The sequence below is a fragment of the Nonomuraea angiospora genome (genome assembly GCF_014873145.1).
Classification (GTDB): domain Bacteria; phylum Actinomycetota; class Actinomycetes; order Streptosporangiales; family Streptosporangiaceae; genus Nonomuraea; species Nonomuraea angiospora.
Window position 1 is genome coordinate 10,818,991 of sequence record NZ_JADBEK010000001.1, and the last position, 21,964, is coordinate 10,840,954.

Annotated in this window: 20 protein-coding genes and 1 pseudogene; 13 read left to right on the plus strand and 8 right to left on the minus strand. The window is 70.0% G+C overall.

Going from position 1 to position 21,964, the window contains the following annotated elements; all coding sequences use genetic code 11:
- Positions 1 to 266: 266 nt before the first annotated feature.
- From H4W80_RS49780 to H4W80_RS49795, 4 genes are all read right to left on the minus strand, one after another.
- Positions 267 to 1,289 carry a sugar-binding transcriptional regulator gene (locus H4W80_RS49780; RefSeq protein WP_318787425.1) on the minus strand — a complete coding sequence of 341 codons (1,023 nt, stop codon included), beginning with the start codon at positions 1,287 to 1,289 and terminating at the stop codon, positions 267 to 269.
- 141 nt (positions 1,290 to 1,430) lie between these two features.
- On the minus strand, positions 1,431 to 2,327 hold the full coding sequence (locus H4W80_RS49785) for a nucleoside hydrolase (protein WP_192791465.1): 897 nt from the start codon (positions 2,325 to 2,327) through the stop codon (positions 1,431 to 1,433).
- A 56-nt stretch (positions 2,328 to 2,383) separates the two neighbouring features.
- On the minus strand, positions 2,384 to 3,688 hold the full coding sequence (locus tag H4W80_RS49790; RefSeq protein ID WP_192791466.1) for a hypothetical protein: 1,305 nt from the start codon (positions 3,686 to 3,688) through the stop codon (positions 2,384 to 2,386).
- An 18-nt stretch (positions 3,689 to 3,706) separates the two neighbouring features.
- Positions 3,707 to 5,011 carry a pectinesterase family protein gene (locus H4W80_RS49795; protein ID WP_192791467.1) on the minus strand — a complete coding sequence of 435 codons (1,305 nt, stop codon included), beginning with the start codon at positions 5,009 to 5,011 and terminating at the stop codon, positions 3,707 to 3,709.
- 338 nt (positions 5,012 to 5,349) lie between these two features.
- Here H4W80_RS49795 and H4W80_RS49800 point away from each other — a divergent pair, with 338 nt between their 5' ends.
- Genes H4W80_RS49800 through H4W80_RS49815 form a run of 4 tightly spaced genes read left to right on the plus strand, consistent with a single transcriptional unit; the run spans position 5,350 to position 9,229 of the window.
- Positions 5,350 to 6,627, plus strand: coding sequence for an ABC transporter substrate-binding protein (locus tag H4W80_RS49800; RefSeq protein ID WP_192791468.1), 1,278 nt, complete (start codon positions 5,350 to 5,352; stop codon positions 6,625 to 6,627).
- A complete protein-coding gene (locus H4W80_RS49805; protein WP_192791469.1) occupies positions 6,624 to 7,511 on the plus strand; it encodes a carbohydrate ABC transporter permease in 888 nt (295 codons plus the stop codon). Before H4W80_RS49800 ends, H4W80_RS49805 begins: the two co-directional genes overlap by 4 nt.
- Before the next feature lie 2 nt (positions 7,512 to 7,513).
- Positions 7,514 to 8,332 carry a carbohydrate ABC transporter permease gene (locus tag H4W80_RS49810; RefSeq protein ID WP_192791470.1) on the plus strand — a complete coding sequence of 273 codons (819 nt, stop codon included), beginning with the start codon at positions 7,514 to 7,516 and terminating at the stop codon, positions 8,330 to 8,332.
- An 18-nt stretch (positions 8,333 to 8,350) separates the two neighbouring features.
- Positions 8,351 to 9,229, plus strand: coding sequence for a nucleoside hydrolase (locus H4W80_RS49815; RefSeq protein WP_192791471.1), 879 nt, complete (start codon positions 8,351 to 8,353; stop codon positions 9,227 to 9,229).
- A 3-nt stretch (positions 9,230 to 9,232) separates the two neighbouring features.
- On the opposite strand, the gene H4W80_RS49820 is transcribed toward H4W80_RS49815, so the two are convergent.
- Complete coding sequence (locus tag H4W80_RS49820) at positions 9,233 to 10,747, minus strand: serine/threonine protein kinase (RefSeq protein WP_192791472.1); 1,515 nt, start codon at positions 10,745 to 10,747, stop codon at positions 9,233 to 9,235.
- A 258-nt stretch (positions 10,748 to 11,005) separates the two neighbouring features.
- Between H4W80_RS49820 and H4W80_RS49825 the strand changes: the two genes are divergently transcribed.
- Together H4W80_RS49825 and H4W80_RS49830 are read left to right on the plus strand one after the other, a co-directional pair.
- Entirely contained in the window at positions 11,006 to 13,360 is a 2,355-nt protein-coding gene (locus H4W80_RS49825) for an ATP-binding protein (protein WP_192791473.1), read from the plus strand.
- Positions 13,361 to 13,362: 2 nt separating this feature from the next.
- A complete protein-coding gene (locus H4W80_RS49830) occupies positions 13,363 to 15,471 on the plus strand; it encodes an ATP-binding protein (RefSeq protein WP_192791474.1) in 2,109 nt (702 codons plus the stop codon).
- Positions 15,472 to 15,631: 160 nt separating this feature from the next.
- On the opposite strand, the gene H4W80_RS49835 is transcribed toward H4W80_RS49830, so the two are convergent.
- The gene (locus H4W80_RS49835) at positions 15,632 to 16,714 is read right to left on the minus strand and encodes a LacI family DNA-binding transcriptional regulator (protein WP_192791475.1); all 1,083 of its coding nucleotides are present in this window, start codon (positions 16,712 to 16,714) and stop codon (positions 15,632 to 15,634) included.
- Between the two features lie 347 nt (positions 16,715 to 17,061).
- On the opposite strand from H4W80_RS49835, the gene H4W80_RS49840 reads away from it, so the two are divergent.
- The 3 genes and pseudogenes from H4W80_RS49840 to H4W80_RS64820 form a co-directional block, all read left to right on the plus strand.
- Entirely contained in the window at positions 17,062 to 17,661 is a 600-nt protein-coding gene (locus H4W80_RS49840) for an RNA polymerase sigma factor (RefSeq protein ID WP_192791476.1), read from the plus strand.
- Complete coding sequence (locus H4W80_RS49845) at positions 17,654 to 18,610, plus strand: CU044_5270 family protein (RefSeq protein WP_192791477.1); 957 nt, start codon at positions 17,654 to 17,656, stop codon at positions 18,608 to 18,610. The genes H4W80_RS49840 and H4W80_RS49845 overlap by 8 nt, the downstream gene beginning before the upstream one ends.
- A 378-nt stretch (positions 18,611 to 18,988) precedes the next feature.
- A pseudogene (locus tag H4W80_RS64820) lies at positions 18,989 to 19,455 on the plus strand (transposase); the annotation flags it as partial.
- Positions 19,456 to 19,648: 193 nt separating this feature from the next.
- Here H4W80_RS64820 and H4W80_RS49855 read toward each other — a convergent pair.
- Positions 19,649 to 19,906 (minus strand): GntR family transcriptional regulator, encoded by a 258-nt coding sequence (locus tag H4W80_RS49855; protein WP_318787426.1) that lies wholly within the window; start codon positions 19,904 to 19,906, stop codon positions 19,649 to 19,651.
- Positions 19,907 to 20,059: 153 nt separating this feature from the next.
- On the opposite strand from H4W80_RS49855, the gene H4W80_RS49860 reads away from it, so the two are divergent.
- Positions 20,060 to 20,272: a DUF397 domain-containing protein gene (locus tag H4W80_RS49860; protein ID WP_192791480.1), complete on the plus strand. Its 213-nt coding sequence runs from the start codon at positions 20,060 to 20,062 to the stop codon at positions 20,270 to 20,272.
- Between the two features lie 220 nt (positions 20,273 to 20,492).
- On the opposite strand, the gene H4W80_RS49865 is transcribed toward H4W80_RS49860, so the two are convergent.
- Positions 20,493 to 20,771: a winged helix-turn-helix domain-containing protein gene (locus tag H4W80_RS49865; protein WP_225964102.1), complete on the minus strand. Its 279-nt coding sequence runs from the start codon at positions 20,769 to 20,771 to the stop codon at positions 20,493 to 20,495.
- A gap of 146 nt (positions 20,772 to 20,917) precedes the next feature.
- Here H4W80_RS49865 and H4W80_RS49870 point away from each other — a divergent pair, with 146 nt between their 5' ends.
- The 3 genes from H4W80_RS49870 to H4W80_RS49880 all read left to right on the plus strand — a co-directional run bounded on the left by H4W80_RS49870 (position 20,918) and on the right by H4W80_RS49880 (position 21,955).
- Entirely contained in the window at positions 20,918 to 21,130 is a 213-nt protein-coding gene (locus tag H4W80_RS49870; protein ID WP_192791480.1) for a DUF397 domain-containing protein, read from the plus strand.
- Between the two features lie 82 nt (positions 21,131 to 21,212).
- Positions 21,213 to 21,623, plus strand: coding sequence for a hypothetical protein (locus H4W80_RS49875; RefSeq protein WP_192791481.1), 411 nt, complete (start codon positions 21,213 to 21,215; stop codon positions 21,621 to 21,623).
- A complete protein-coding gene (locus H4W80_RS49880) occupies positions 21,620 to 21,955 on the plus strand; it encodes a hypothetical protein (protein ID WP_225964103.1) in 336 nt (111 codons plus the stop codon). The genes H4W80_RS49875 and H4W80_RS49880 overlap by 4 nt, the downstream gene beginning before the upstream one ends.
- The last annotated feature ends 9 nt before the right edge of the window (positions 21,956 to 21,964 follow it).

Here is a 21,964-nt window from a genome sequence, read left to right on the forward strand (position 1 = left end):
CCAGATCCGGCGTCAACCCCTCGCCACCGCCCGGCCCGGAGCCGCCCAAGCCCAGCGCCCATGCCGGCAGGCAAGCCCGACGGCCCCTCCGGCGCGCGGGCGCGGCTCGGCGCACGATGCACGGCACCCAGCCGAAGCGGCGTCCCTCGCGCCCCGCACTCATCGGCCCTCAGCCCTTATCGGACCTCGGCTCCTCATCAGCCCTCAGCCGCGCCCGGCCAGGTCCCAGGCGAGGCGGCTCCCTGACCAGCCAGGCGAAGGTGAGGTCAGTCCTTCAGGAGTTGCTCGGCCACACCCACATCCGTGATGAGCGTGTTCACCCAACCCCCCCGAAGCGCCGCCCGGATGGCCGCCGTCTTCCGCCGACCCCCCGCGATGGCGATCCGCCGCGGCACCCGGAGCAGATCAGCCCCCGAGATGCCAAGGATGCGCTCCTCGAGCGGCGAGGCGATCAGCCGTCCCTCGGCGTCGAAGAAGCGCAGGCACACGTCACCCACCGCCCCCAACTCCCGCAGCGTCTCGAAGTCCTCCTCCGAGATGGCGTTGCCGCTGTCCCGCAGCAGCGGCGACGGATCCAGGCTCCCGATCCCCACCAGCACCGTGGTCAGCCGCGACCAGGCATCCACCACCTGCCGTACGACCTGATCGTCCGAAAGCGCCTGCCGGGCGGCCGCGGACCCGACCAGGCCGGGCGCGGGCAGGAAGACGGGCTCGGCGCCCGTGAGGTCGGCCAGGTGGGCGGCCAGGCGCGTGGCCTGGACCTGCGCGGACCCCTTGCCCACCCCGCCGATGAGCTGGACGACCTCCTCCGCCACCTGCACCGGGCGGCGCTGCATGGCCTCCACCGTGGCCAGCAGGCTGGCGCTCCAGGACGAGATGCCCAGGTGCTCGCCGCCGATCAGCGTGGCGTCCAGGTACGTGGCGCCGGCCGAGCCCAGCGCGGCCACCACGTCGTGGTTGTCGCCGGTGGCGTCCACGACGATGATCTGCTCCACGCCGTACTTGCGCTCGAGGTCCTCCTCCAGTAACGCGTGCACGCCGCTGGGCACCACGACCACCGTGCGTACGATGCCGATCTCCGCGGCCTCCTTGAGCAGCCGCGACACCCGCGGTTGCGAGATGCGCAGCTGCGCCGCGATCTGCGGCTGGCGCACCCCGTGCTCATGGTAGAGGCGGGCGACCCGCACCAGGAGCCGCATGCGCTCCGACTCCTGGCTGAGCCGGCGACCGCTGAACCTCATGGGCTCGACGCCGGAGCGGCCCTTCTCGAACTGACTGTCAGCTCCCACGATCGCTGGCCTCCGCTTCGGCTCCGCCGCTCATGCTGGTCCGGTGGCGAGCCCGGGCCACTGCCGAGTGCCATTGTGCTAGCCCGCGGCGGCGCTCGCATCACGATGGCCCGGGTCGGCCCCTCCTTCCCGCCGTCGCGCCTAACGCCGGGCGAAGGCCTGCAGCTTCGCGAAGAAGTCCTCGAAGATGAACCGCGCGTCGATCGAGTCATACGTACGGATCGCCCGATGCTCGAGAGAGAAGTCGTACGACCCGTCGTGGCGGAAGTTCGGGGCGGGGCGCTCCACCCACGTCCCGCAGTCGGGGTGGAGCATGAGCCCGATCGCGGGAGAGTCGCCGAGCGCGCGGAACTCGATCGACGGCCTGCTGTGCTGCTCGTTCCACTCGACGAGCTGGCGCACGAGGTACTCGCCGATCTCGCCGTACGGCGCCACCTTCGCGTCGAGCTCGGCGTAGCCGACCGCCGTCATCCGGTACGTCGGCGCCGGGACCTGCCAGACCTTGACCGCCGAGGAGAACACGACGTTGGCCGCCACGATGTCGTTGGACAGGTTGAACTCCGGCCGCGCGGGCAGGCCGCCGCGCCCGTCGTAGCCGTTGCCGCCGATCCAGATCACGGTCACGTCCCGCTCGGCGACGCGCGGCTCCAGGAGCAGGGCCGAGGCCATGTCGGTCAGCGGGCCGAGGAAGGCCACGTACAGCGGCTCCGGCACGTCCCGCATGGCCTCTTCGATGATCAGGTCCGCGCCGGGCGACGGGACGGGGGTGACCACGTCGGGCAGCGCGTACGGGGCGCCGTCCTCGACCCTGACCGTGCCGTCGAGCTTCATCAACCGCAGCAGGAGGTCGATTTCCGCGCGGCTCTCCTCCAGGCTCGACCGGGTGCGGCGATTGCCGAAATGCGCGGCGATCAGGCCGCGAATATCGAGGCTCGGGGAGAGGAGGGCGTGCACGATGGCGAATTGGTCGTCCGCCTCGTTTTTGGCGTCGGTGTTGACGATCACTCTGCGCCGGTGGGAAAAGGTACGGCCCGCCATGCACACCCTTCCATCTAGCTTGAATATCCATTCAAGCAAGCATCTATATTCTGATATTAGGTTGTGACATTTGTGGTGTCAAGGTCCCACAGGATGACGGACAGCGCGAACGGCGAGATGGTGTGGTCGTCGTGCGTGGCGTCCTCCAGGAGATCCCACCGCCCCTGGTCGGGCCGCCCGCCGGCGAGCAGCGTCACCCGGTCGCGTACCGGCGCCTGGTAGACGCGGTGCCCCACCCCGTTGAAGCAGCACTCGTCGAACCGGTTGAGGATCTGCACCTGCCCGCGCCCCGGCCCGACGGACGCCAGCACGTACATGTCGAGGAAATCGTCGGAAGCGGCGGCGTAGAAGCCGGGCAGCGCCTCCTTGGTCTGCTCCCAGTCGCCGGTCGTGGGGCGCGGCTTCGGCGAGGCCGGACGCAGGAAGAACGGCAGCGACCCGGCCGTGGGATAGCTGCGGGTGACGCGCGGGTCCAGCGCCGCGAACACCGTCGTCGTCCAGCCCCCGCCCGACAGGCCGATCATCTCGACGGAGAGCGGCCGGTACGTGGCCTTCGCGTAGTTGAGGGTGACCGTGAGCGGTTCGAGGAAGAAGGTCAGGGCGGAGAACTCGGCGCTCTCCCAGGGCGGGAGCTCGCGGTGGGAGGGGTTCGGCAGCAGCTTCGCCGGGTCCTTGGGGTCGGCGATCTGCTGCTGGTTCCAGTGCTGGAACGGCATCGCGTACGCCATCACGCGGTAACCCCGGTCGAGCAGGGCCTGGACGGTGCGGAGCATGGTGTCGAACGGCTCGCCGTGGCCGTTGTGGTAGAGCGCGAGACGCCGGTTCCACGCGCGGCGCGGCACGATGTCGTACACCTTGGCCGAAACCTGGTAGCGCAGGGGCACCGTCAGCCGGTCGATCCTGCGGACACCCGTCAGCGAGGCGAAGTCGGGAGCCGGCACGTCGGTCTCGACGGTGGGGAGCGTCTTCGGCTGACCCGCGCCCTTCCAGATGTAGTCGATCATGCCCTTGCGCTTGGCGGCGAGGTCGGCGGCCGACGCGATTCCGATCAGCGGCTCGATGTCGACGCCGGCGACGGCGGCCGGCAGCGTCTTGTACTCAGGCCCGAACCTGGCCGCCACCTCCTGATTCACCGGCGCCACCGGCCGCGGCGCCCCCTTCCCCCCGCGCACCCCCTCATCCAGCCCCCCCTTTTCCACCGCACCCTCGACCCCGGCCGCGCTCCCGCCCCCTGCACGGCCCGCGCCCCCGGACCCCGCACCGGCACGACTGGCCGCCTCGGCCGGCCCCGCGACGACGGCCGCACCGACACCACCCAGCACCCCGCCCAGCAGGGCCCGCCTACTCGCCAACCTGTCCATGTGATCCATTCCTTCCGCTTAGCGTGACCGGGGATCCCAGCCGCCCAGGACGAACGACGGGTCGCTCCACTTCTCTGCCTCGGCGGCCGTCAGCTGGCGGGAGCAGGGCAGCCGTTGCCCGGTGTCGACGGCGCGGCCGGTGGTGAGGTCGGTGCTGCCGTACTCCCAGAAGGAGAGGGTCTGTGCCTGCGCGCAGTCGTTCGGGTCGATGGCCCAGCCGACAGGGGCGATATGACCGTCCATCTCGGTGTCGATGAACACCGCCTGGCTGTGCGTGAACCGCCACACGGCGCTGCGGCTCAGCACCACCGAGCCGTCCGGTACGCCGGGGGCGCGCGTCAGCCTGGTGCGGACGAACACCGCGCCCGGCCGGGTCGCGTCGTTACGGCTCTGGGAGATGTAGCCGGCGTCCGTCGACTCCAGCACCGAGTCCTGGATGAACACCGTGCCGGTGCCCCACACGAAGTCGGTGTCGCCGCTGATCCGGCTACCCGTGACGAACCCCTTGCCCTGCAGGCGCAGGGTGTCCTGGCGGCTGCGCAGGTCCACGCGTTCGAGGGAGATCCGCTCGTTGTTGCCCCGGAACGCCTCCGCCTGCGAGCCGCCGTCGGGGGTCGTGTTGTGAAGTGTGAGGTTCTGAAGCCGGAAGTCCGCCGCGTCCACCCCGAACATGGCCCGCCAGCAGTTGTGCAGGTCGGAGGTCTCCAGCACGCGGCGCGGGCACACATCCGCCGGGCCGCCGTTGCTCAGCGCCTTGTCGCCGTTGCGCAGGTCGTTGTTGGCGTACTGGATCACGGTCCGGCCCGCGCCCGCCCCGCGCACGGTGAGGTGCGGCCGGTCCTCGCGTACGTAGACGATCTCGGTGTAGACGCCCGGCCGGACGTCGATCGTCACGGGCGACTGATTGCCGGTCGGCACGGCGTCGATGGCGCCCTGGACGGTGCAGAAGTCCCCGGTCCCGGCCCCGGAAACCGTCAGGTGCCTGCTCTGAACTCCCCGCTTCCGGGTTTTGAAGCTCCACCTTCCGGCTTCCCGCACCCCGCCGAACCCCGCGAACACCTCGGGGTCGACGGTGACGTGGTACTCCTGCCCGTACTCGAGCTGCCGGTGCAGGTACACGCTGGCCGTGTTGCCCTCGATCATGATCGATTCGTACGAGAAGTCGTGCGGCAGCCCGGTGTCGGAGACGGCGGCGCCGATGTTCTTCTTGTCGGCCTTGGCGGCGGCGGCCTCGACGCGATCGGCCAGCGTGCCGTCGGCGCGGCGCACCTCGATCGCGCCGGACGAGCCGAGCGTGGGAGGCGCCGGGAAGGTGATCTTCAATGGCGCGTCGACACAGGTTCCCCTCGCCGGCCCCGGCACCGAGAACCGGGCCTCAGGTCCCGAGGATGCCGAGGATGCCGAGGCGGGGATGGCGAGGGATAAGGCGAGCGCCGTGGTGAGGAGTGCGGTGATCGGGGCCTTCACATTCACCTCTTTAGGAGCGAATGGATAGTTGGCTTTGAATATATATGTAGACGTCTCGGCAAGATCGGTCAAGAGTGGGAGGTCTTGTCGGTTCGTGGGGGTTCGTGGCATGCTGGGCGGCCATCGTGGATGTGACACGTGTAGAGTCGGCGCTTGACCTGGTCAGCGGCCGGAAGGCTTGAAGGAGCAACGCCATGAAGAAGAGCCTGGCCCTGGTGAGTCTCCTGGCCGTGCTGGCGGCCGGGTGCGCATCCGGCGGGGGCGGAGGGGATTCGGCGTCGAAGACGCTGCGGTTCACCGGGCCCGAGGATCCCAAGACGTTCCAGCCGGTCATCGACGGGTTCCAGGCCAAGAACCCCGGCGTGAAGGTCGCGTACACGCAGATCCCCTTCGACCAGCTCAACAGCACGCTGCAGCAGCGGCTGGCCGCCAAGGACGACACGATCGACGTCTACACCGTCGACCAGCCGCGCGTCGCGGCGCTGGCCACCCGGGGGTTCCTGGTCGACCTGAGCGACTGGAAGGACCGCGTCAAGCAGGCGGCCCTGCCCGCCCAGTACGAGGTCAACGAGCACAACGGCAAGCTCTGGTCCGTCCCCGTCTGGACCTCCGACCAGTTCCTCTTCTACAACAGGACCCTGCTGAAGAAGGCCGGGATCACCCCGCCGCCGAGCGACCCCGCCAAGCGCTGGACGTGGGAGCAGACGATCGAGGCGGGCAAGAAGGCCCAGGCCGAGGGCGGCGCCCAGTGGGCGTTCATCCCCGAGCAGATCGAGCAGTACTACCAGCTGCAGAGCCTGGCCGAGTCGCTCGGCGGCGGCTCCGGGATCACCGGGCCCGACATGCTGACGCCCGACCTGACCACCGACGGCTGGGTGAAGGCGATGACCTGGTACCGCGACCTGTTCGCGAACAAGCTGGCCCCTCGCGGGGTCGGCTCGTTCCAGACCTCGCCGCTGTTCAGCGAGGGCAAGGTGGCCTTCTTCGCGGGCGGCCCGTGGGACGTGGGCGTCTTCTCGGGGGCCAAGGACCTCGACTGGGGCGTGGCGCCGTACCCCTACTTCAAGGGCGGCAAGCAGGTGACGCCGACCGGCTCGTGGTCCTGGGGCATCAACCCGGCCTCGGAGAACCAGCAGCTCGCGCGCAAGTTCCTCGAGTACGCCGCGCTCGACCCCGAGGGCAACCTGCTGACCACGAAGGCCACCACGATCATCCCCTCGAACCGGGCCGCCTTCGAGAAGTACGTCCCCACCCTCGACGCGCTGGGCGGTGACAAGAGCAAGGGGGTCGGCGCGATCCTCACCTACGACGCCGACCACACGGCGGTCGCGCGGCCCAGGTCGGTGGGGTACATCCAGTTCGAGGACATCATGACCAAGGCGTTCGCCGACATCCGGAACGGCGCCGAGCCCAAGACCCGGCTCGAACAGGCCACGCAGGAGGTCAAGACGGCCTGGGCCCAGCTGCGATGACAGGCGCGTCACCCCGAGGCAGGTCGGTCGGGCGGCCGGTGCTGGTGTCGCTGGCGTTCCTGGCGCCCGCCCTGGTCGCGCTCCTCGTCCTGCGGCTGATCCCGGCCGTCATGGCGTTCGCCAGCAGCCTCAGCCACACCAGCCTGGTCACCGGCGAGACGACGTTCGTCGGCCTGGGCAACTACGCCACGCTCTTCGCCGACCCGACGTTCCTCCAGAGCGTCCGCGTCACCCTGGTGTTCAGCCTGATCGTCAACCCGCTGCAGATCGCCGCCGCCCTCGCCCTCGCGGTCCTGTTCACCCGCCGCTTCGCGGGCGTCCGGTTCCTGCGGGTGCTGGTGATCCTGCCGATCGCGGTGCCCCCTGCGGTCTCGGCGGCCATCTGGAGCGTCGCCTACCGGCCGGACGGCCTGCTCAACTCGGTGCTGAGCGTGCTGGGCGTCCCGCCGCAGCCGTTCCTCACCTCGCCGGGCCAGGCCCTGTGGTCGCTGATCGTGCTGCTGTCGTGGATCGGCGTCGGCTACTGGATGATGTTCCTCATCGCCGGGCTCCAGGACATCCCCACCTCCCTGTACGAGGCCGCCGCGATCGACGGGGCGTCGGCCTGGGCGCGCTTCTGGCACGTCACGCTGCCGCTGCTGCGCAGGCCGCTCGCGTTCGTGCTGGTGGCGGACACGGTCTCGAACTTCCTCGTCTTCGCCCCCGTACAGATGCTGACCAACGGCGGCCCGCAGGGCTCCACCAACGTCACCATGTTCGACATCTTCACCCGCGCCTACTCCGTGGGCGACCTGAACCTCGCGCAGGCCGAGGTGATGCTGCTGGTGCTGCTCGTCCTGGCCGTGGTGATCGTGCAGTTCCGGCTGCTGCGGGGGAGGGACTGACCGTGTCCAGACGTCTGTACGCCCTGCTGGGCACGATCATCGGCCTGGCCTTTGCGCTGCCCCTGCTCTGGGCCCTGTCCAGCTCGCTGCGCGGCGGCTCGGAGATCTTCCGGCACATCTCGCGGCTGTCGTGGGAGACGCTCGTGCCGGTCGATCCCACCCTCGGCAACTACGCGAGCCTGGTCACCGGCGACTTCGGCCGCGCGATCCTCAACTCCCTGCTCGTGGCGCTGGTCACCGTGGCCGTGGGCCTGCTGATCTCGGCGGCGGCCGCGTTCGGGCTGTCGGCGGTGCGGTTCAGGGGGCAGGGGGCGCTGTTCGCGATCGTGGTGCTCAGCTTCCTCATCCCCTTCGACGCGATCGCCATCCCGCTCGCCACGCTGTTCCGCGACTGGGACCTGACGAACACCTACGCCGGGCTCATCCTCCCGGGCCTGGGCCACGGCCTGGCCATCTTCCTGCTGCGCCAGTTCTTCCTGGCCATCCCCAAGGACCTGGTGGAGGCGGCGCGCATCGACGGGCTCGGCTGGTTCGGCGTGTTCGCCAGGATCTACCTGCCGCTCTCGCGTCCCGCCCTGGTGAGCGCGGGCCTGACGCTGTTCATCTTCCAGTGGCAGTCGTACGTCTGGCCGCTGCTCATCGGCACCGACGCCGCGCACCAGCTCGGCCCGATCGCCTTGGCGAACATGCGCGGCCAGTTCACCATCGACTACGGGCAACTGTTCGCCGGCTCGATCGTGCTGACGGTCATCCCGCTGCTGATCATCCTGCGCTTCCAGCGTCACTTCACGCAGTCCATCGCCACCACGGGCCTCAAATAACCTCCGAGAAGGGTCTCCATGAGTTCTTCGACCATGCGCGTCATCTTCGACACCGACATCGGCTCCGACGTGGACGACGCGCTGGCGCTCGCCGTCCTGCTCGGCTCGCCGGAGGTGGACCTGGTCGGCTGCACGACCGTCTACGGTGACACGCTGCTGCGCGCGCGCCTGGCCAAGCGGCTGGTACGGCTCGCGAACCGGTCCCTGACCGTCATCCCCGGGGCGGCCAAGACCCTGACGGACCGGCCCGTCTGGTGGGCGGGTCACGAGGGCAGGCTCTTCACCGACCTGGAGACCGAGGCGGTCGGCTCCGGGGACGCGGCGGCGTACCTGGTGGAGCAGGTGAGCCGCGCGCCCGGCCAGGTGGACGTCGTGGCGGTCGGCCCCCTCACCAACCTCGCCAACGCCCTGACGGCGTCCCCGTCGTTCGCCCGGGACGTCCGGCACCTGTGGATCATGGGCGGCCGCTTCGACGGCCCCGAACCGGAGCACAACCTGCGCTGCGACCCGGAGGCGGCGGCCATCGTCTTCGGCTCAGGGGTGCCGATCACGGTGACCGGGCTGGAGATCACCACCACGGTCCGGATGGACGCCGCCGACGTGGCCGCCATCGCGGGGGCAGGGGCGCTGGGGGAGGCGCTGAAGGCGGAGATCGAGCAGTGGTGGCGGTTCTGGAACGAGGAGTGGAACAGCCCGCACGACCCGATCACGGTGCTGAGCCTGCTGGTCCCGGACCTGTTCGCCTTCAGCCCGGAGGGACGCGTGGAGGTGGGGGCGGACGGCTCCAGCACGTTCGTGCCCGGCGGCGGCCGGACCCGGGTCACCGTCTCGGGCTCGCCGCAGCCCATCGCCCGGGAGATCGTCCGCCGCATCGTGGCCGCCGCCACGACGGCCTGATCGTCAGGACAGCCGGCAGGTCGTCGACTGCGAATACGTGTACGGAGGCTGCTCGGCGACCGCGTCGCGGCCCTCGTACTTCCACTGGCACACCGCCGTCGCGGTGATGGCCTTGCTCGTCATGCCGAAGCACGACAGCGAGCCCCAGTTTCCGGCGGCCATGCTGTAGCCCTGCGCCCTGCAGTATTCGTGGGCGTCGTTGAAGGTGATCGAGCCCTGGGAGGGCGCCGGCGGGCTGCTCGGGGCCGGCGTGGTCCTGGTCGGCCTGGTCGAAGGCTTGCGGGTCGGCTTCTTCGTCGGCTTCTGGCTGGGCTCGACCACCGGGGTTTTCGTGCGCGGCGGCCTGCGGGTCGGGCCCGGCGTGCCGCGCGGGACGGCGCTCGTGCTGGGCACGGTCTCGGCCGACAGTGACCGCTCGATCTCCGCTGGGGCGGATGTGTCCTGCGTGGCAGGCGTTTCAGGCGCACTGGTTTCAGGCGCACTGGAGGAAGGCAAGGCCACGGGCATCGACGCCGCCGAGGTCGCCCCGGCCGCCTTGCCCTCGGACGCGGCGGGCACGAGCGCGAAGTAGCCGGCCGCCGCGGCGGCGACGAGCAGGGTCGCGCCCGCCGTACCCATGATCAGGCCACGCCGCCGGCCGTCCGCTCTCGGAACGGCGGCGGCAGGGCGTCCCGGCCGGGTCACCGGGACGGTGGACCAGACGGGGGACGGGAGAGCGCGCAGGCGTTCGATCACCTGGGCGGCGGTGGGCCGCCGGGCCGGGACCTTGGACAGGCACTCCTCCAGCAGCGCCCGCAGCGCCCCGTCCAGGCCGCCGAGGTCCGGCTCGCCGTGCAGGATCGCGTGCAGGACGGCGGGGATCGACTCGCCGGGGAAGGCGTGCTGCCCGGTGGCCGCGTAGACCATGGTCGCGCCCCAGGCGAACAGGTCGCTCGCGGGCCCGACGTCGCCGCCGGAGATCTGCTCGGGCGCCATGTAGGCGGGGCTGCCGATGGCCTGGCTGCTGACGACCGACTGGCTGAGGTCCAGCGCCCGGGCGATGCCGAAGTCGATGACGACCGGCCCCTCGGGCCCGAGCAGCACGTTGCCGGGCTTGAAGTCGCGGTGGACCACGCCCGCCTCGTGGATGGCCATCAGGGCGGTGGCGGTGTTGATCGCCAGCCGCTGCAGGGCGGCCGCCCCGCGCGGCCCGTTGTCGCGTACGGCGGCATGCAGCGACGGCCCGTCCACGAACTCGCTGACGATGTACGGCCTGCCCCCGGCGAACCCGCAGTCGAGGATCTGGGCCGTGCAGAAGGGCGCCACCCGCCTGGCGGTCTCCACCTCGTGCAGGAAGCGTTTCTGCTCCCGCTGGTCGGCCATCAGGTGCGGGTGCAGGAGCTTGACCGCCACCGGGCCGCCGGCGCCGCCACGCCCCACGTAGACGGTGCCCTGCCCGCCCACCCCGACCCGCCCTTCCAGGCGGTAGGGCCCCACCGTTCTGGGATCCTCGGCCAACAGGGCCAACACTTCGGCCACCAAGCCTCCAGCCGGTCAGGTGGGCCAAGATCGTATCAGAGCGCCGCCAAGGTCAGTTAAGTGACGAGTCAGGCACCCAGCGCAAAATTTGTCCCACGCGCGAGGCCGGGGTCGCCCATGATTCGGTACGCGGTCCAGATATGCCCGTTGACCAGGCATATCGTCCGGATCGTCAGCGCCCTTTATGGGCATATGTTGGTTATATCGGCTCTTGGTGACGTATGGCGACCCACTCGCTGGAGCCGGTGCGAGGCATCGATGACCATTGCCACGTTGCGCGCCTCGGCGCAGACATACGCCGGCGGTCTGCCCGCTGAGGTGACCAGTTTCATCGGGCGTCGGCACGAAGTAGCGGCGGTCAAGCGCTTGCTGTCCGAGGCCCGAATGGTCACGCTCACCGGTCCGGGCGGCGTCGGCAAGACCCGGCTGGCCCTGCGCGTCGCCACCGACCTGCGGCGGGCCTTCCCCGACGGGGTCTGGCTGGTCGAACTCGCCGAACTGGACAACCCGGCGCTGCTGCCCCAGGCCACGATCGCCGCGCTGAGGATCCAGAGCCACTCCGCCCGGCCGCCCCTCCAGGTGCTCACCGAGCACCTGCGCGAGCGGCGGGCGCTGGTCGTCCTGGACAACTGCGAGCACGTCCTCGACCAGACCACCATGCTGGCCCAGGCGCTGCTGCGGTGCGCCCCGGACCTGCGCATCCTGGCCACCAGCCGGCAGCCGCTGGGAGCGGTCGGCGAGCAGGCGTTCCCCGTGCCGACGCTGCCGCTGCCGGGCGGCGACCCCCAGCCCGACCCGGCGCCCCTCATGTCCGACGCGGTACGGCTCTTCGCCGAGCGGGCCGCGGCCGTGCTGCCCGATTTCACCGTCACGAGCGAGAACCAGGGCATGATCGAGCAGATCTGCCGCCGCCTGGACGGTCTGCCGCTCGGCATCGAGCTCGCCGTCGTGCGGCTGCGCGTGCTCTCGATCCACCAGCTGCTCGACCGGCTGGACGATCTGTTCGGGCTGCTCAGCGCGGGACCGAGCGCCACGGTGTCCCGCCACCGGACGCTCCGCGCCCTGATCGACTGGAGTCACGGGCTCTGCACCGAGCACGAGCGCCTGCTGTGGGCGAGCCTGTCGGTGTTCACCGGCAGCCTGGACCTGGAGGCCGTCGAAGCGATCTGCGCCGGGGCCGGCATCACCCGTGACGAGATCCTCGATCTGATGATCGGCCTGGTGGAGAAGTCCGTCCTGATCCGGGAGGAGCACCCGTACGGAGTGCGGTTCCGGCTGCTGGACACGATCCGGCAGTACGGGCGTGAGCGCCTCGTGGCCTCCGGGCAGGAGCTGGAGCTGAAACGCCGCTATCGCGACTACTACCGGCGGCTCTCGCGTGAGGCGCAGGCGCAGCTGTTCGGCCCGGCGCAGGCAGAGCTGCTGACCCGGCTGCGCGTCGAGCACCCCAACCTGCGCACCGCCCTGGAGTACTGCCAGGCCGAGCGCGCCGGGCTCTGCATCGACATGGCGAGCGACCTGCTCGACCACTGGATCACCAGCAGCCACCTGGGCGAAGGCCGCGACTGGCTCGAACAGGGGCTCGCGCAGCCCGCCGCCCGGTCCGAGGTCAGGGCCCGGGCGCTGTGGGCCTGCGGCTCCCTCGCCATCATCCAGGGCGATCAGGCCTCGGCTGTCGGGCTGCTGGCCAAGAGCAGGACGCTCGGCGAGAAGCTCGGGCTGGAGCCGGTGCTCGGCTACGTCGCGCTCTACTCCGGAATGGTCGCCATGCACGCGGGGGACACCGAGTCGGCCATCAAGTTCTTCGAGGAGGCGGTGACCCATCATCGCGCCGGCGGCGACCCGGCCGGCGAGGTCCAGGCGCTGACCTGGCTCTGCCTGGCGCACTCGTTCCTCGGCCGTTCGGAGGGCGCCGTCGCCGCCGCCGAGGAGGGCATCGCCGTCTGCGACGCCCACGGCGAGAGCTGGCACCGGGCGTACACGACGACGGCACTCGGCATCGAACGCTGGCTCCAGGGCGACGTGCGGTGCGCGACAGCCCTGGAGCAGGAGAGTTTGCGCGTCTTCCACTCTCTGGACGACTCGGTCGGGGTCGGGCTCACGATCGAGGCGCTGGCCTGGATCGCCGCCTCGCAGGAGGAGTACGCGCGGGCCGGCGCGCTGCTGGGCGTTCTGCGCAACGTCTGGGACGCGATCGGCACGCCCCTGCTGGGATTCGGCCACCTCGTCCGCTACCACGACGAATGCGAGGCCCGTACCCGCGACGCCCTTGGCGAACAGTCCTTCCAGACGGCCGTCAAGCGCGGCGCCAGGCGCTCCACCGACCAGGCGCTCGCGTACGCCCTCATGGAGGAGGCGCCCTCGCACGGCCCGTCCGGCGAGGCGGCCCAGTACACGCCGCTCACCCCGCGGGAGACCGAGATCGCCCAGCTCCTCGCCCGGGGAATGAGGAACAAGGAGATCGCGGCGGCTCTGGTGATCGCTCAGCGCACCGTCGAGGGCCACATTGAGCACATTCTGTGCAAACTCGGCTTCAACTCCAGGACCCAGATCATCGGCTGGGTCGCAGAGCAGGCCCGCCTCACCGGCGAGCGGCCACCCGGCGGCGAGTGATCATGTCCGTGCAAGACGAGATCCGGAGCGGTCTGGACTCCTCGGCGGCGGAGCAGCGACAGGCCGACGCTCCCGGCTTCGTCGGACGACGGCACGAGATCGCCCAGGTCAGGCGGATCCTGGCCCAGACCCGCCTGCTGACCCTGACCGGCGTGGGCGGGGTCGGCAAGACCCGGCTGGCGCGACGCGTGAGCGAGCTCCTGCCCCGGAAGTACCGGGAGGGCGTCCGGCTGGTGGAGCTGGCCACCATCGACGAAGAGGACCTGGTGGCCCCCGCCGTGGCCGCCGCGTTGGGCATCCACGACCGCACACCGGACCTCGTGGCCCAGCTGATCGAGCATCTGGCGGACAAACAGCTGCTGCTGGTGCTGGACAACTGCGAGCATCTGCTCGGCGCGTGCGCCCGGCTGGCGCAGCAGCTCCTGCACGGCACCTCGCGGCTGCAGATCCTGGCCACCAGCCGGCAGTCGCTCGGAGTGTACGGCGAGCGGGTGCTGCCGGTGCCGTCCCTGCCGACCCCGCAGCCCGGCGACGGCACCCGCGACATCGCCCGGCGTGACGCCGTGCGCCTGTTCACGGAGCGGGCGGCGACGATCCGGCCGGGCTTCCACGTCGACACGGCCAACGCCCGGGCCGTCGCCCGGCTGGCCCGGCGGCTGGACGGGATCCCGCTGGCCATCGAGCTGGCGGCGGTACGCCTGCGGACGACCTCGGTGGAAGACCTCGTGAACGAGCTCGACGAGCGCCTGGAAGCGCCGGCCCTGTCGACCGGAGAGGTCGGCCCCGGCACACTGGCCCGCCACCAGACCCTGCGGGCGACCATGGAATGGAGCTTCGGGCTGTGCTCGCCCGGCGAGCGGCGGCTGTGGGAGCGGCTGTCGATGTTCGCGGGAGGCGTGGACGTGGAGACCGCCGAAGCGGTCTGCCCCGGGCAGGGGCTGGCCCGCGAGGACGTACTGGATCTGATGATGGGGCTGGTGGACAAGTCCATCCTGTGCGGCGCGGAGCAGCACGGCCTCGGGGCCCGCCACCGCATGCTGGAGACCATCCGCGCGTACGGCCGCGAACAGCTGCCGCCCGCGGACGCGGAGGCGCTGCGCGAGCGGTTCATCGACCACTATCGCCGGCTCGTCGAGCGGGTGCGCGTGGACCGGCTGGAGCCGGACCAGATCGATCGCCTGCGGATGCTGAAGCCGGAGCTGCCCAACGTACGCGTGGCCCTCGACCTCTGCCTCGGCCGGCCCGGCGACGCCCCCGCCGGACTGGAGATCGCTGCTGAGCTGTGGTCCACCTGGCTGGTCACCGGTGCGCTCAGCGAGGGCCGGTACTGGCTGAAGCGCGGCCTCGCGCTCGTACCCGGACCGAGCGTCGCCAGGGCGATGGGCCTGTGGGCCGACGGGCTGCTCGCCCACTACCAGGGCGACGCGGCGGCGGCCGGCGCGCGGGAGTGCCTGGCGCTCGCGCGGCAGCTGGGGGACGAGAAGGCGCTCGCGTTCGCCGCCCAGCTCTCCGGCGTCGCGGCGCTGTGCGAGGGCGACGTCGAGGGCGGGCTCGCGTTCCTGGAGGAGGCCCGCACCCGGCACTGGGCGAGGGGCGACACCGGCGCCGTGGCGGTGACCCTGTATCTCGCCGCCCTCTTCGCCGCCACGATGAGCCCCGACCGGGCCGCAGGGTACGGCGAGGAGCTCGTGACGTTGTGCGAGAGGCGCAACGCGACGCTCTTCCGCGCGTACGCGCTGTACGCGCTCGGCATGGCCCGCTGGGAGCAGGGCGACTGGCGGCAGACCGAGGCCCGGATGCGGGAGGTGGTCGCGTTCTGGAGTGGCACGGAAGACCGCTGGGGCCTGACGCAGTGCCTGGAGGCGCTGGCCTGGACGGCCGGGGTACGCGGCCGGTACGAGCGGGCCGCCCGGCTGCTGGGCGCCGCCCACCTCCTGTGGGAGGCGGCGGCCTCCTCGCCGACGCGGCTGCGCTACCAGGCGAGATCGCACCAGGAGTGCGCCGAGCGGGCCCGCCGGGAGCTGGGGGCCCAGGCGTTCACGGCGGCATTCCGGGACGGCACTCGACTCGGGCTCGCCCGCGCGGTCGCCTACGCCCTGGAAGACCCCTGACCACCCGCCGCCCGCCGCCCGGCCGGCCTGCTCGATCAGCGGCTGGATGATCGGCGGCTGGGCGATCAGTGGTGCAGGCGGGGCAGGGCGATCAGCGGGGCAGGCGGGGCAGGGCGATCAGCGGGGCAGGCGGGGCAGGGCGATCAGCGGGGCAGGGCGATCAGCGGTGCAGGCGGGGCTCGGGGCAGCCGCAGGAGCCGCGGGTGACCAGCGTGGCGGAGAAGATCTTGGTAACCGGCTCCACGCCCTCCGACTCGATCGCGCCGACCAGCGTCTCCGTCGCGTGGCGGGCCATCTCGTCTATGGGCTGACTGATCGTCGAAAGCCCCGGCACCGTGTACGCCGCCTCCCGCGCCCCGTCGAACCCCACGACCGCCACGTCCCCGGGCACCCGCAGCCCGAGATCGGCGGCCGCGCGCATCGCGCCGATGGCCTGGCCGTCGATGGAGGCGAACAGGGCAGTGGGACGCGACGGCGACGACAGCAGCCGGATCGCGGCATCGTACCCACCCTCCAGACTCAACTCCCCCTCCGCGACCAGCCCCGCCTCCTCGGCAACCCCGCCCCTCTCGGCAACCCCGCCGCTCTCGACCAGCTCCGCCCCCGACCCGGAAGTGACGGCACCGGCCTCCTGGAGCGCGCGGCGCCAGCCCGCGGCCCTGAGCCGCACCGGCGTGATGTCCAACGGCCCGCCGACGAAGCCGATGCGGCGGTGGCCGTGCTCCAGGAGGTGCCGGGTGGCCTGGTAGCCGCCCTCCTCGTCGTCCACCGCGAGCCGGGAGAAGAACGGCGGCGCCGCGTGGTCGATGGTGACCACCGGAACGCGTCCCCGCATCTCCTCGGCCTGATCGGCCGAGACCGGCACCCGCATCAGCACCAGCCCGTCGACCTGCCGCTCCAGGAACCCCCTGACATAGCCCTCCGCCCGCGCCGGATCCTCGGCGGAGTTGCCGAACAGCACCGAGTAGCCCCGCTGCCAGGCCACCTCCTCGCAGGCCCGGGTGAACTGGCCGAAGAACGGGCTCTTCCCGCCGGCGCTGTCGGAGGCGATCACCCCGATGGTCCACGAACGCCGCGAGCGCAGGGACCTGGCCACCGCGTTGGGGCGGTAACCGAGCTGCTTGATGGCATCCAGCACACGCTGCCGGGCCGCCGCCGAGACCGGCCGGGGCCCGTTGTTGATCACGTAGCTGACCACGGCGGGCGAGGTGCCCGCCAGCCGCGCCACGTCGTTGCGCGTCACCACTCGCGTCTCACTCCGGCATTCACGAAAACAGCTTATGGGCCGGAGCACCTCATACAGGTCTGCGGGTGGGACGTGCGGAGCCGCCCGGTTGTACGGCGGGTCCGCGCCGCTGACGAAGCTGTACGAGCTGTACTGGGAATGAGCGTCGGCGCCGTTCCGCATCGAGAAGTGCGAGCGCGCCCAGGAAGGCCAACGATCGGGACACCGAACGGATGGTGAGCGCGCTGGAACACCTAGTGCTCCAGTGACACCTCGCGATCTTCCAATCTTTCTCATGCAGGCGAGAACTCAGGTCGGGGCTTCGGGTGAAAGAGGGTGACAACCCTGAGGAACGGAGCACAGGCTTGACAGCTGATGTGAGCCTGGAAGACGCGGAGCTCATCCAGCGGTCCAGGCGCGATCCCGCCGCCTTCGCGGCCCTATTCGACCGGCACGCACCCGCCTTGCACCGCTATGTGACGCGGCGGCTGGGCAACTCGCTGGCCGACGACGTCGTGGCGGAGACCTTCTTCGCTGCCTTCAAGCGCCGTACCCGTTACGACGTCAGTTACCCCGACGCCCGTCCGTGGCTGTACGGCATCGCGGCCAACCTGATCGGCAAGCACCGCCGTGCAGAACAGCGGTTCTACTTCGCCTTGGCAAGGACTGGCGTCGACGAGGTGGCGGAGAGCTATGCCGATCGGGTCGAAGCCCGGGTGTCGGCGTCGGCGGCGCAGCGCGATCTCGCGGGGGCGCTCGCGGTGCTGTCACCGGAGGACCGCGAGGTCCTTTTGATGATCGCTTGGGCGGATCTGAGCTACGAGGAAGTGGCGCTCGCCCTTGGGGTCCCCATCGGCACGGTCCGCTCGCGGCTGCATCGCGCCAGGAAGAAGACACGCGCGGCACTGGGCGGCGTTGATCCGTCCGCCATCGTTGTGGACGGGGAGGAGGAAGACCGTGGATGACCTGAAGATCCTCGCCGAGATGCGGGCGGACGCACCGTTGCCGGACGCCGATCGGCTCCGCAGGCTCCGCCGTCGGGCGACACGGCGCGGGCAGAGGTTCGCGATCATGCCGTCCCTGCTGGTCGCAGCCGTGGCGGCGGTAGTAATCGTGGTGGTCGCCGTCTCGGTCCCCCGGACGTCGGAGGTGCGGTCCCTGCCCCCCGTGGGGACGATCCTGCTGAACTCGGAGACGGTGCTGGAGCGGGCGGCCAAGGCGGTTGAGAAGCGGGCCGCCGCGCCGGAACCCCGGCCCGATCAGTGGCAGTACACCAAGATCTTCAATGTCCAGCCTGCGGACGGCCGGACCATGACGCATGAGAGCTGGCTGCGCTACGACGGTAAGCAGAGGGCCGGACGGGATCCAGAGGGGAACTTCCGGGTGCAGGATATTCCACCCGATCCGGGGGATGACGACCTGTCGCCTCAGCGATACCGGGAAAAACTGCTCAAGCTTCCCACCGATCCGGACAAGCTGCTCGCCCATGTCGCAGGCGACCGGCACTGGATCGACTATCCCAAGGAGGAGGGGGTCTCCAAGCAGGTCGAGGACCCAGACTCGCGCGCCTACCGCATCCTCTCGCTATATCTGAAGCAGGAGGCGGTCATGCCGCCCAAGCTCGAGGCGGCCATCTTCCGCGCGCTGGCGAAGATTCCGGGGGTGAAGATAGAAGAGAACGTCAGGGACGCGACCGGGCGAACGGGGCTGGGCCTGTTCCGGTCCACTATCGGCGAGGAAGGCCAACGCCGCTACCTCATCCTCGATCCGCACACCTATCGGGTCATGGCCGATCAGTTGATCTGGCTGCGTGATGAGATGATCAGAGGGGAGGTGGCATTCCGGAAGGGCGCGGTCTACGCCGATGTGTGGCTCGCAGCCGGCATCGTCGACAAGCCCGGAGAGGTCCCCTAGCGTCTCGTGCTCCTGCCGACCACTTCTGTGAACATATAGGCAGGGCCCCGCTGCGGGCCTTGCGGCCGACTGAGGTCGTTGGATGGCTGAAGTACGGAGGCGTGATAGAGCAGGCAGCGTGGGGCGAGATGGGCCGTCGTCTGTTCCACGCTGGTCCTGGCCAGGTGGCGTGTCATCAAGGTGACTCCGGCCCAGGTGGGGTCGGGTCACGTGGCGACGGCCACCGCGCGATCATTCGGAGTTTGTGAAGACAACAAAAGACCATGCGGTGGCCACGGACCACAGCGTAGACCCTGACGGCTGGTGGTCATCTGCAACGAACTGATGGCCCGGCTCGCCGACCGGTTCCGCCGCCTCGAACCACGCCGCGCCGCGACCTGCCTCGCGGCCGGCGTCCCGGACGGGATCGGCTTCGCCACCAAGCCCACCCTGGCCACGGCCGTGGTGCTGGCCGCCCTGGAGGTCGGCGTGCCCGCCCACTGGTGACCGGCGATGAGGTCTACTGCCAAGACCCGCGCCTGCGCGCTACCCTGGAGGAACGCTGGCTGGGGTACGTCCTGGCCATCGCGGGCAACGGGCGGGTCGAACTCGAGGGCATCCAGGTGAGCGCGGCCGAGGTCGCCGCGCGGGTGGCCGACTGTCACTGGCACCGCTACCGTGCCGGAGCGGGCGCCAAGGGACCATGCTGGCCTGGGCCCGCATCGACGAAAGCCACGGCCCAGGGGTATCGGTGGCTGCTGATCCGACGCAACCTGACCACCGGCGAGCTTGCGTTCTACCGCTGCAACGCCCCCACCCGGCAGCCGCTGATGGCCCTGGTCAAGATCGCCGGCCATCGGAGAGCGGCGCTACTCGCGCGAATGGGACATTGGCCTGCTGGACGAGAAGACGACCACCCTGGCCGACGTGGCGGGCGGCGCGGGCGCGCCGATCAGCTGGGAGCATGCAGGGCTGACCCGCGCCTGCGGGAGGGGCGTCCGGTTACATGCAAGTCGCAGCGGCCGTGCCAAGAAGAGCGGTTGAGTTCGCGTTCGAGCCTCAGGCTCCGTTGCCGTCACGGTGTACGACGACGGAGCCTTTGCCGCGCTTGGTGATGATCAGTCCTTGCTCTCGAATGATCTTCATGGCAAGACGCACAGTCGGTCGAGCGACCCCGAACTCTTGTTCAAGGGCTACTTCGGATAGGACGGTTTGTGGCGGGTAGACGCCGGATCGGATGCGCTCGCCAAGAATTTGTGCAATCTGCTCGTACTTGTAGAGCGTTGCATCCCATTCGATGTCTTCGGAGTTCGTCACCTGCATAACGCTACGAAGCTATTGACGTGTAAGCATAGAACTGCTAATGAGCTCTTTGGAGCTCATGTCACTAGACAGGACCTTACAGGTTGGCTACAGTGATCCCGTCAGCATCGAAGCCATGGTCATGGCCAGACGGAAGGAGATCGCGCGATGGATCTGTATGTCGGACACCTGGGCGACGTGCCCTTCACCAAGATGTGCGGCGGAAACCAGCAGGAGGGGGAGATGGAGAGCTGTGTCCTGATCGCCCCGATCCCCGGCGTAGCGGACGCCTACGCCCTGCGTGACTCGAAGAACCCGGACGCCGGGACCCTCCGGTTCACCGGTGACGAGCTTCGGGCGGCTGGGATGGCCACCATCTAGGAATCCCCGAGGACGGCGGTCCCTGCTTGATCGAAGCAAACAGGGGCCGCCGCCTCCCAGAATCGTACGGGAGCGCCGCACCATGCACTGGCACGCCTACCACTGGATCGGCGCCGGGGCCGATCGCGCCAACGAGGCCGAGCGCCGGCCGAGCTCGCCCGAGTTCCCCTCTTTGATGCTGCCGCCCCGATCGTGGCGGGCGCAGCCGCTACGGTCCACGTCATTCATGGAGGATGACGACAGACCCTCTGCCGGGCTTGGTGATGATCAGCTTGCGTTCGCGGAGAATGGCGAACGCTTTGCGGATGGTGTCACGCCCGACGCCGAAATAGCCCTGTAGCTGTACCTCGGACAGCACGGTGCGCGGCGGATAGTCGCCGGTTCCGATGCGTTCTCCGATCCAGTCGGCTATTTGCTCATATCTGTAGAACTCGGGGTTCCAGTCGTCTTCGGACCATGGCGAGTCAGGCAACATCACAGCCGGAACATAGACCGTCATCTACTTCCATACATAGACAGGTCAGTACAGGACGATCCATGGCTAGGCCTACACAGGCGGGTACAGGTATGGCTACTGTTCAGGCGTGGCGCTCGGTAATCGAGACGTCGCGTACGGATGTCAAAACCACAAGGAGAGACCGCGGGATGGATCTGTATGTCGGACACCTGGGCGACGTGCCCTTCACCAAGATGTGCGGCGGAAACCAGCAGGAGGGGGAGATGGAGAGCTGTGTCCTGATCGCCCCGATCCCCGGCGTAGCGGACGCCTACGCCCTGCGTGACTCGAAGAACCCGGACGCCGGGACCCTCCGCTTCACCGGTGACGAGCTTCGCGCCGCTGGGATGGCCACCATCTAGGAATCCCCGAGGACGGCGGTCCCTGCTTGATCGAAGCAAACAGGGGCCGCCGCCTCCCAGAATCGTACGGGAGCGCCGCACCATGCACTGGCACGCCTACCACTGGATCGGCGCCGGGGCCGATCGCGCCAACGAGGCCGAGCGCCGGCCGAGCTCGCCCGAGTTCCCCTCCTCGATGCTGCCGCCGATGCGGACCGGCGACTGGCTGGCCAAGCCCGCATCACGTATCGCGGCCACATTTCACGGGACAGAACAGGCCGTGGATTGGATGGCAGGTGAGTACGCGAAAGTGCGCGAGGCGCTGCTGCTGCCAGAACGAGTGCCCCTTGAGGACCGGCTGGAGACAGCCCTCGACCTGCTGTCTCGGGGTGTGGACGTGCAGTGGGGCGAATGGCTGCAGAGTGGCCGGTTCGCCACGATCGGCGAGATCTGCTGCCCGAACCGGCACGTCGCCCACCCCTGCCCGGCCCCCTCAGGGAGACCACCGCGTTGAGCGACGTCCCCGTCGCCCGGACATCACAATCGGCCTTGGAGATCGGCATCACGATGGAGGAATTTCACGGCCCGCACGTGAAGCCACCGAGAGAGGGGCATCTGGCCATCGACTGGTCCGGCCCGACGGCCAGATGCAAGTCCGTAAGGGTCCGCGGCCACACGTGCGAATGCCTGCCAACGGTGTACGAGCTCTGCGCGGCGGGCGGCCTCGGCCATATCCGCCGAACGGAGAAGCTGGCCAAGGGCGACCGGGTCAGCGAGAGTCCTTGGCTTCGGGAGGCGGAGGTGAAGCACCTGTGGCGCAACCTCCTTGAGGGGGACGCACGGTAGCGTTCCTGC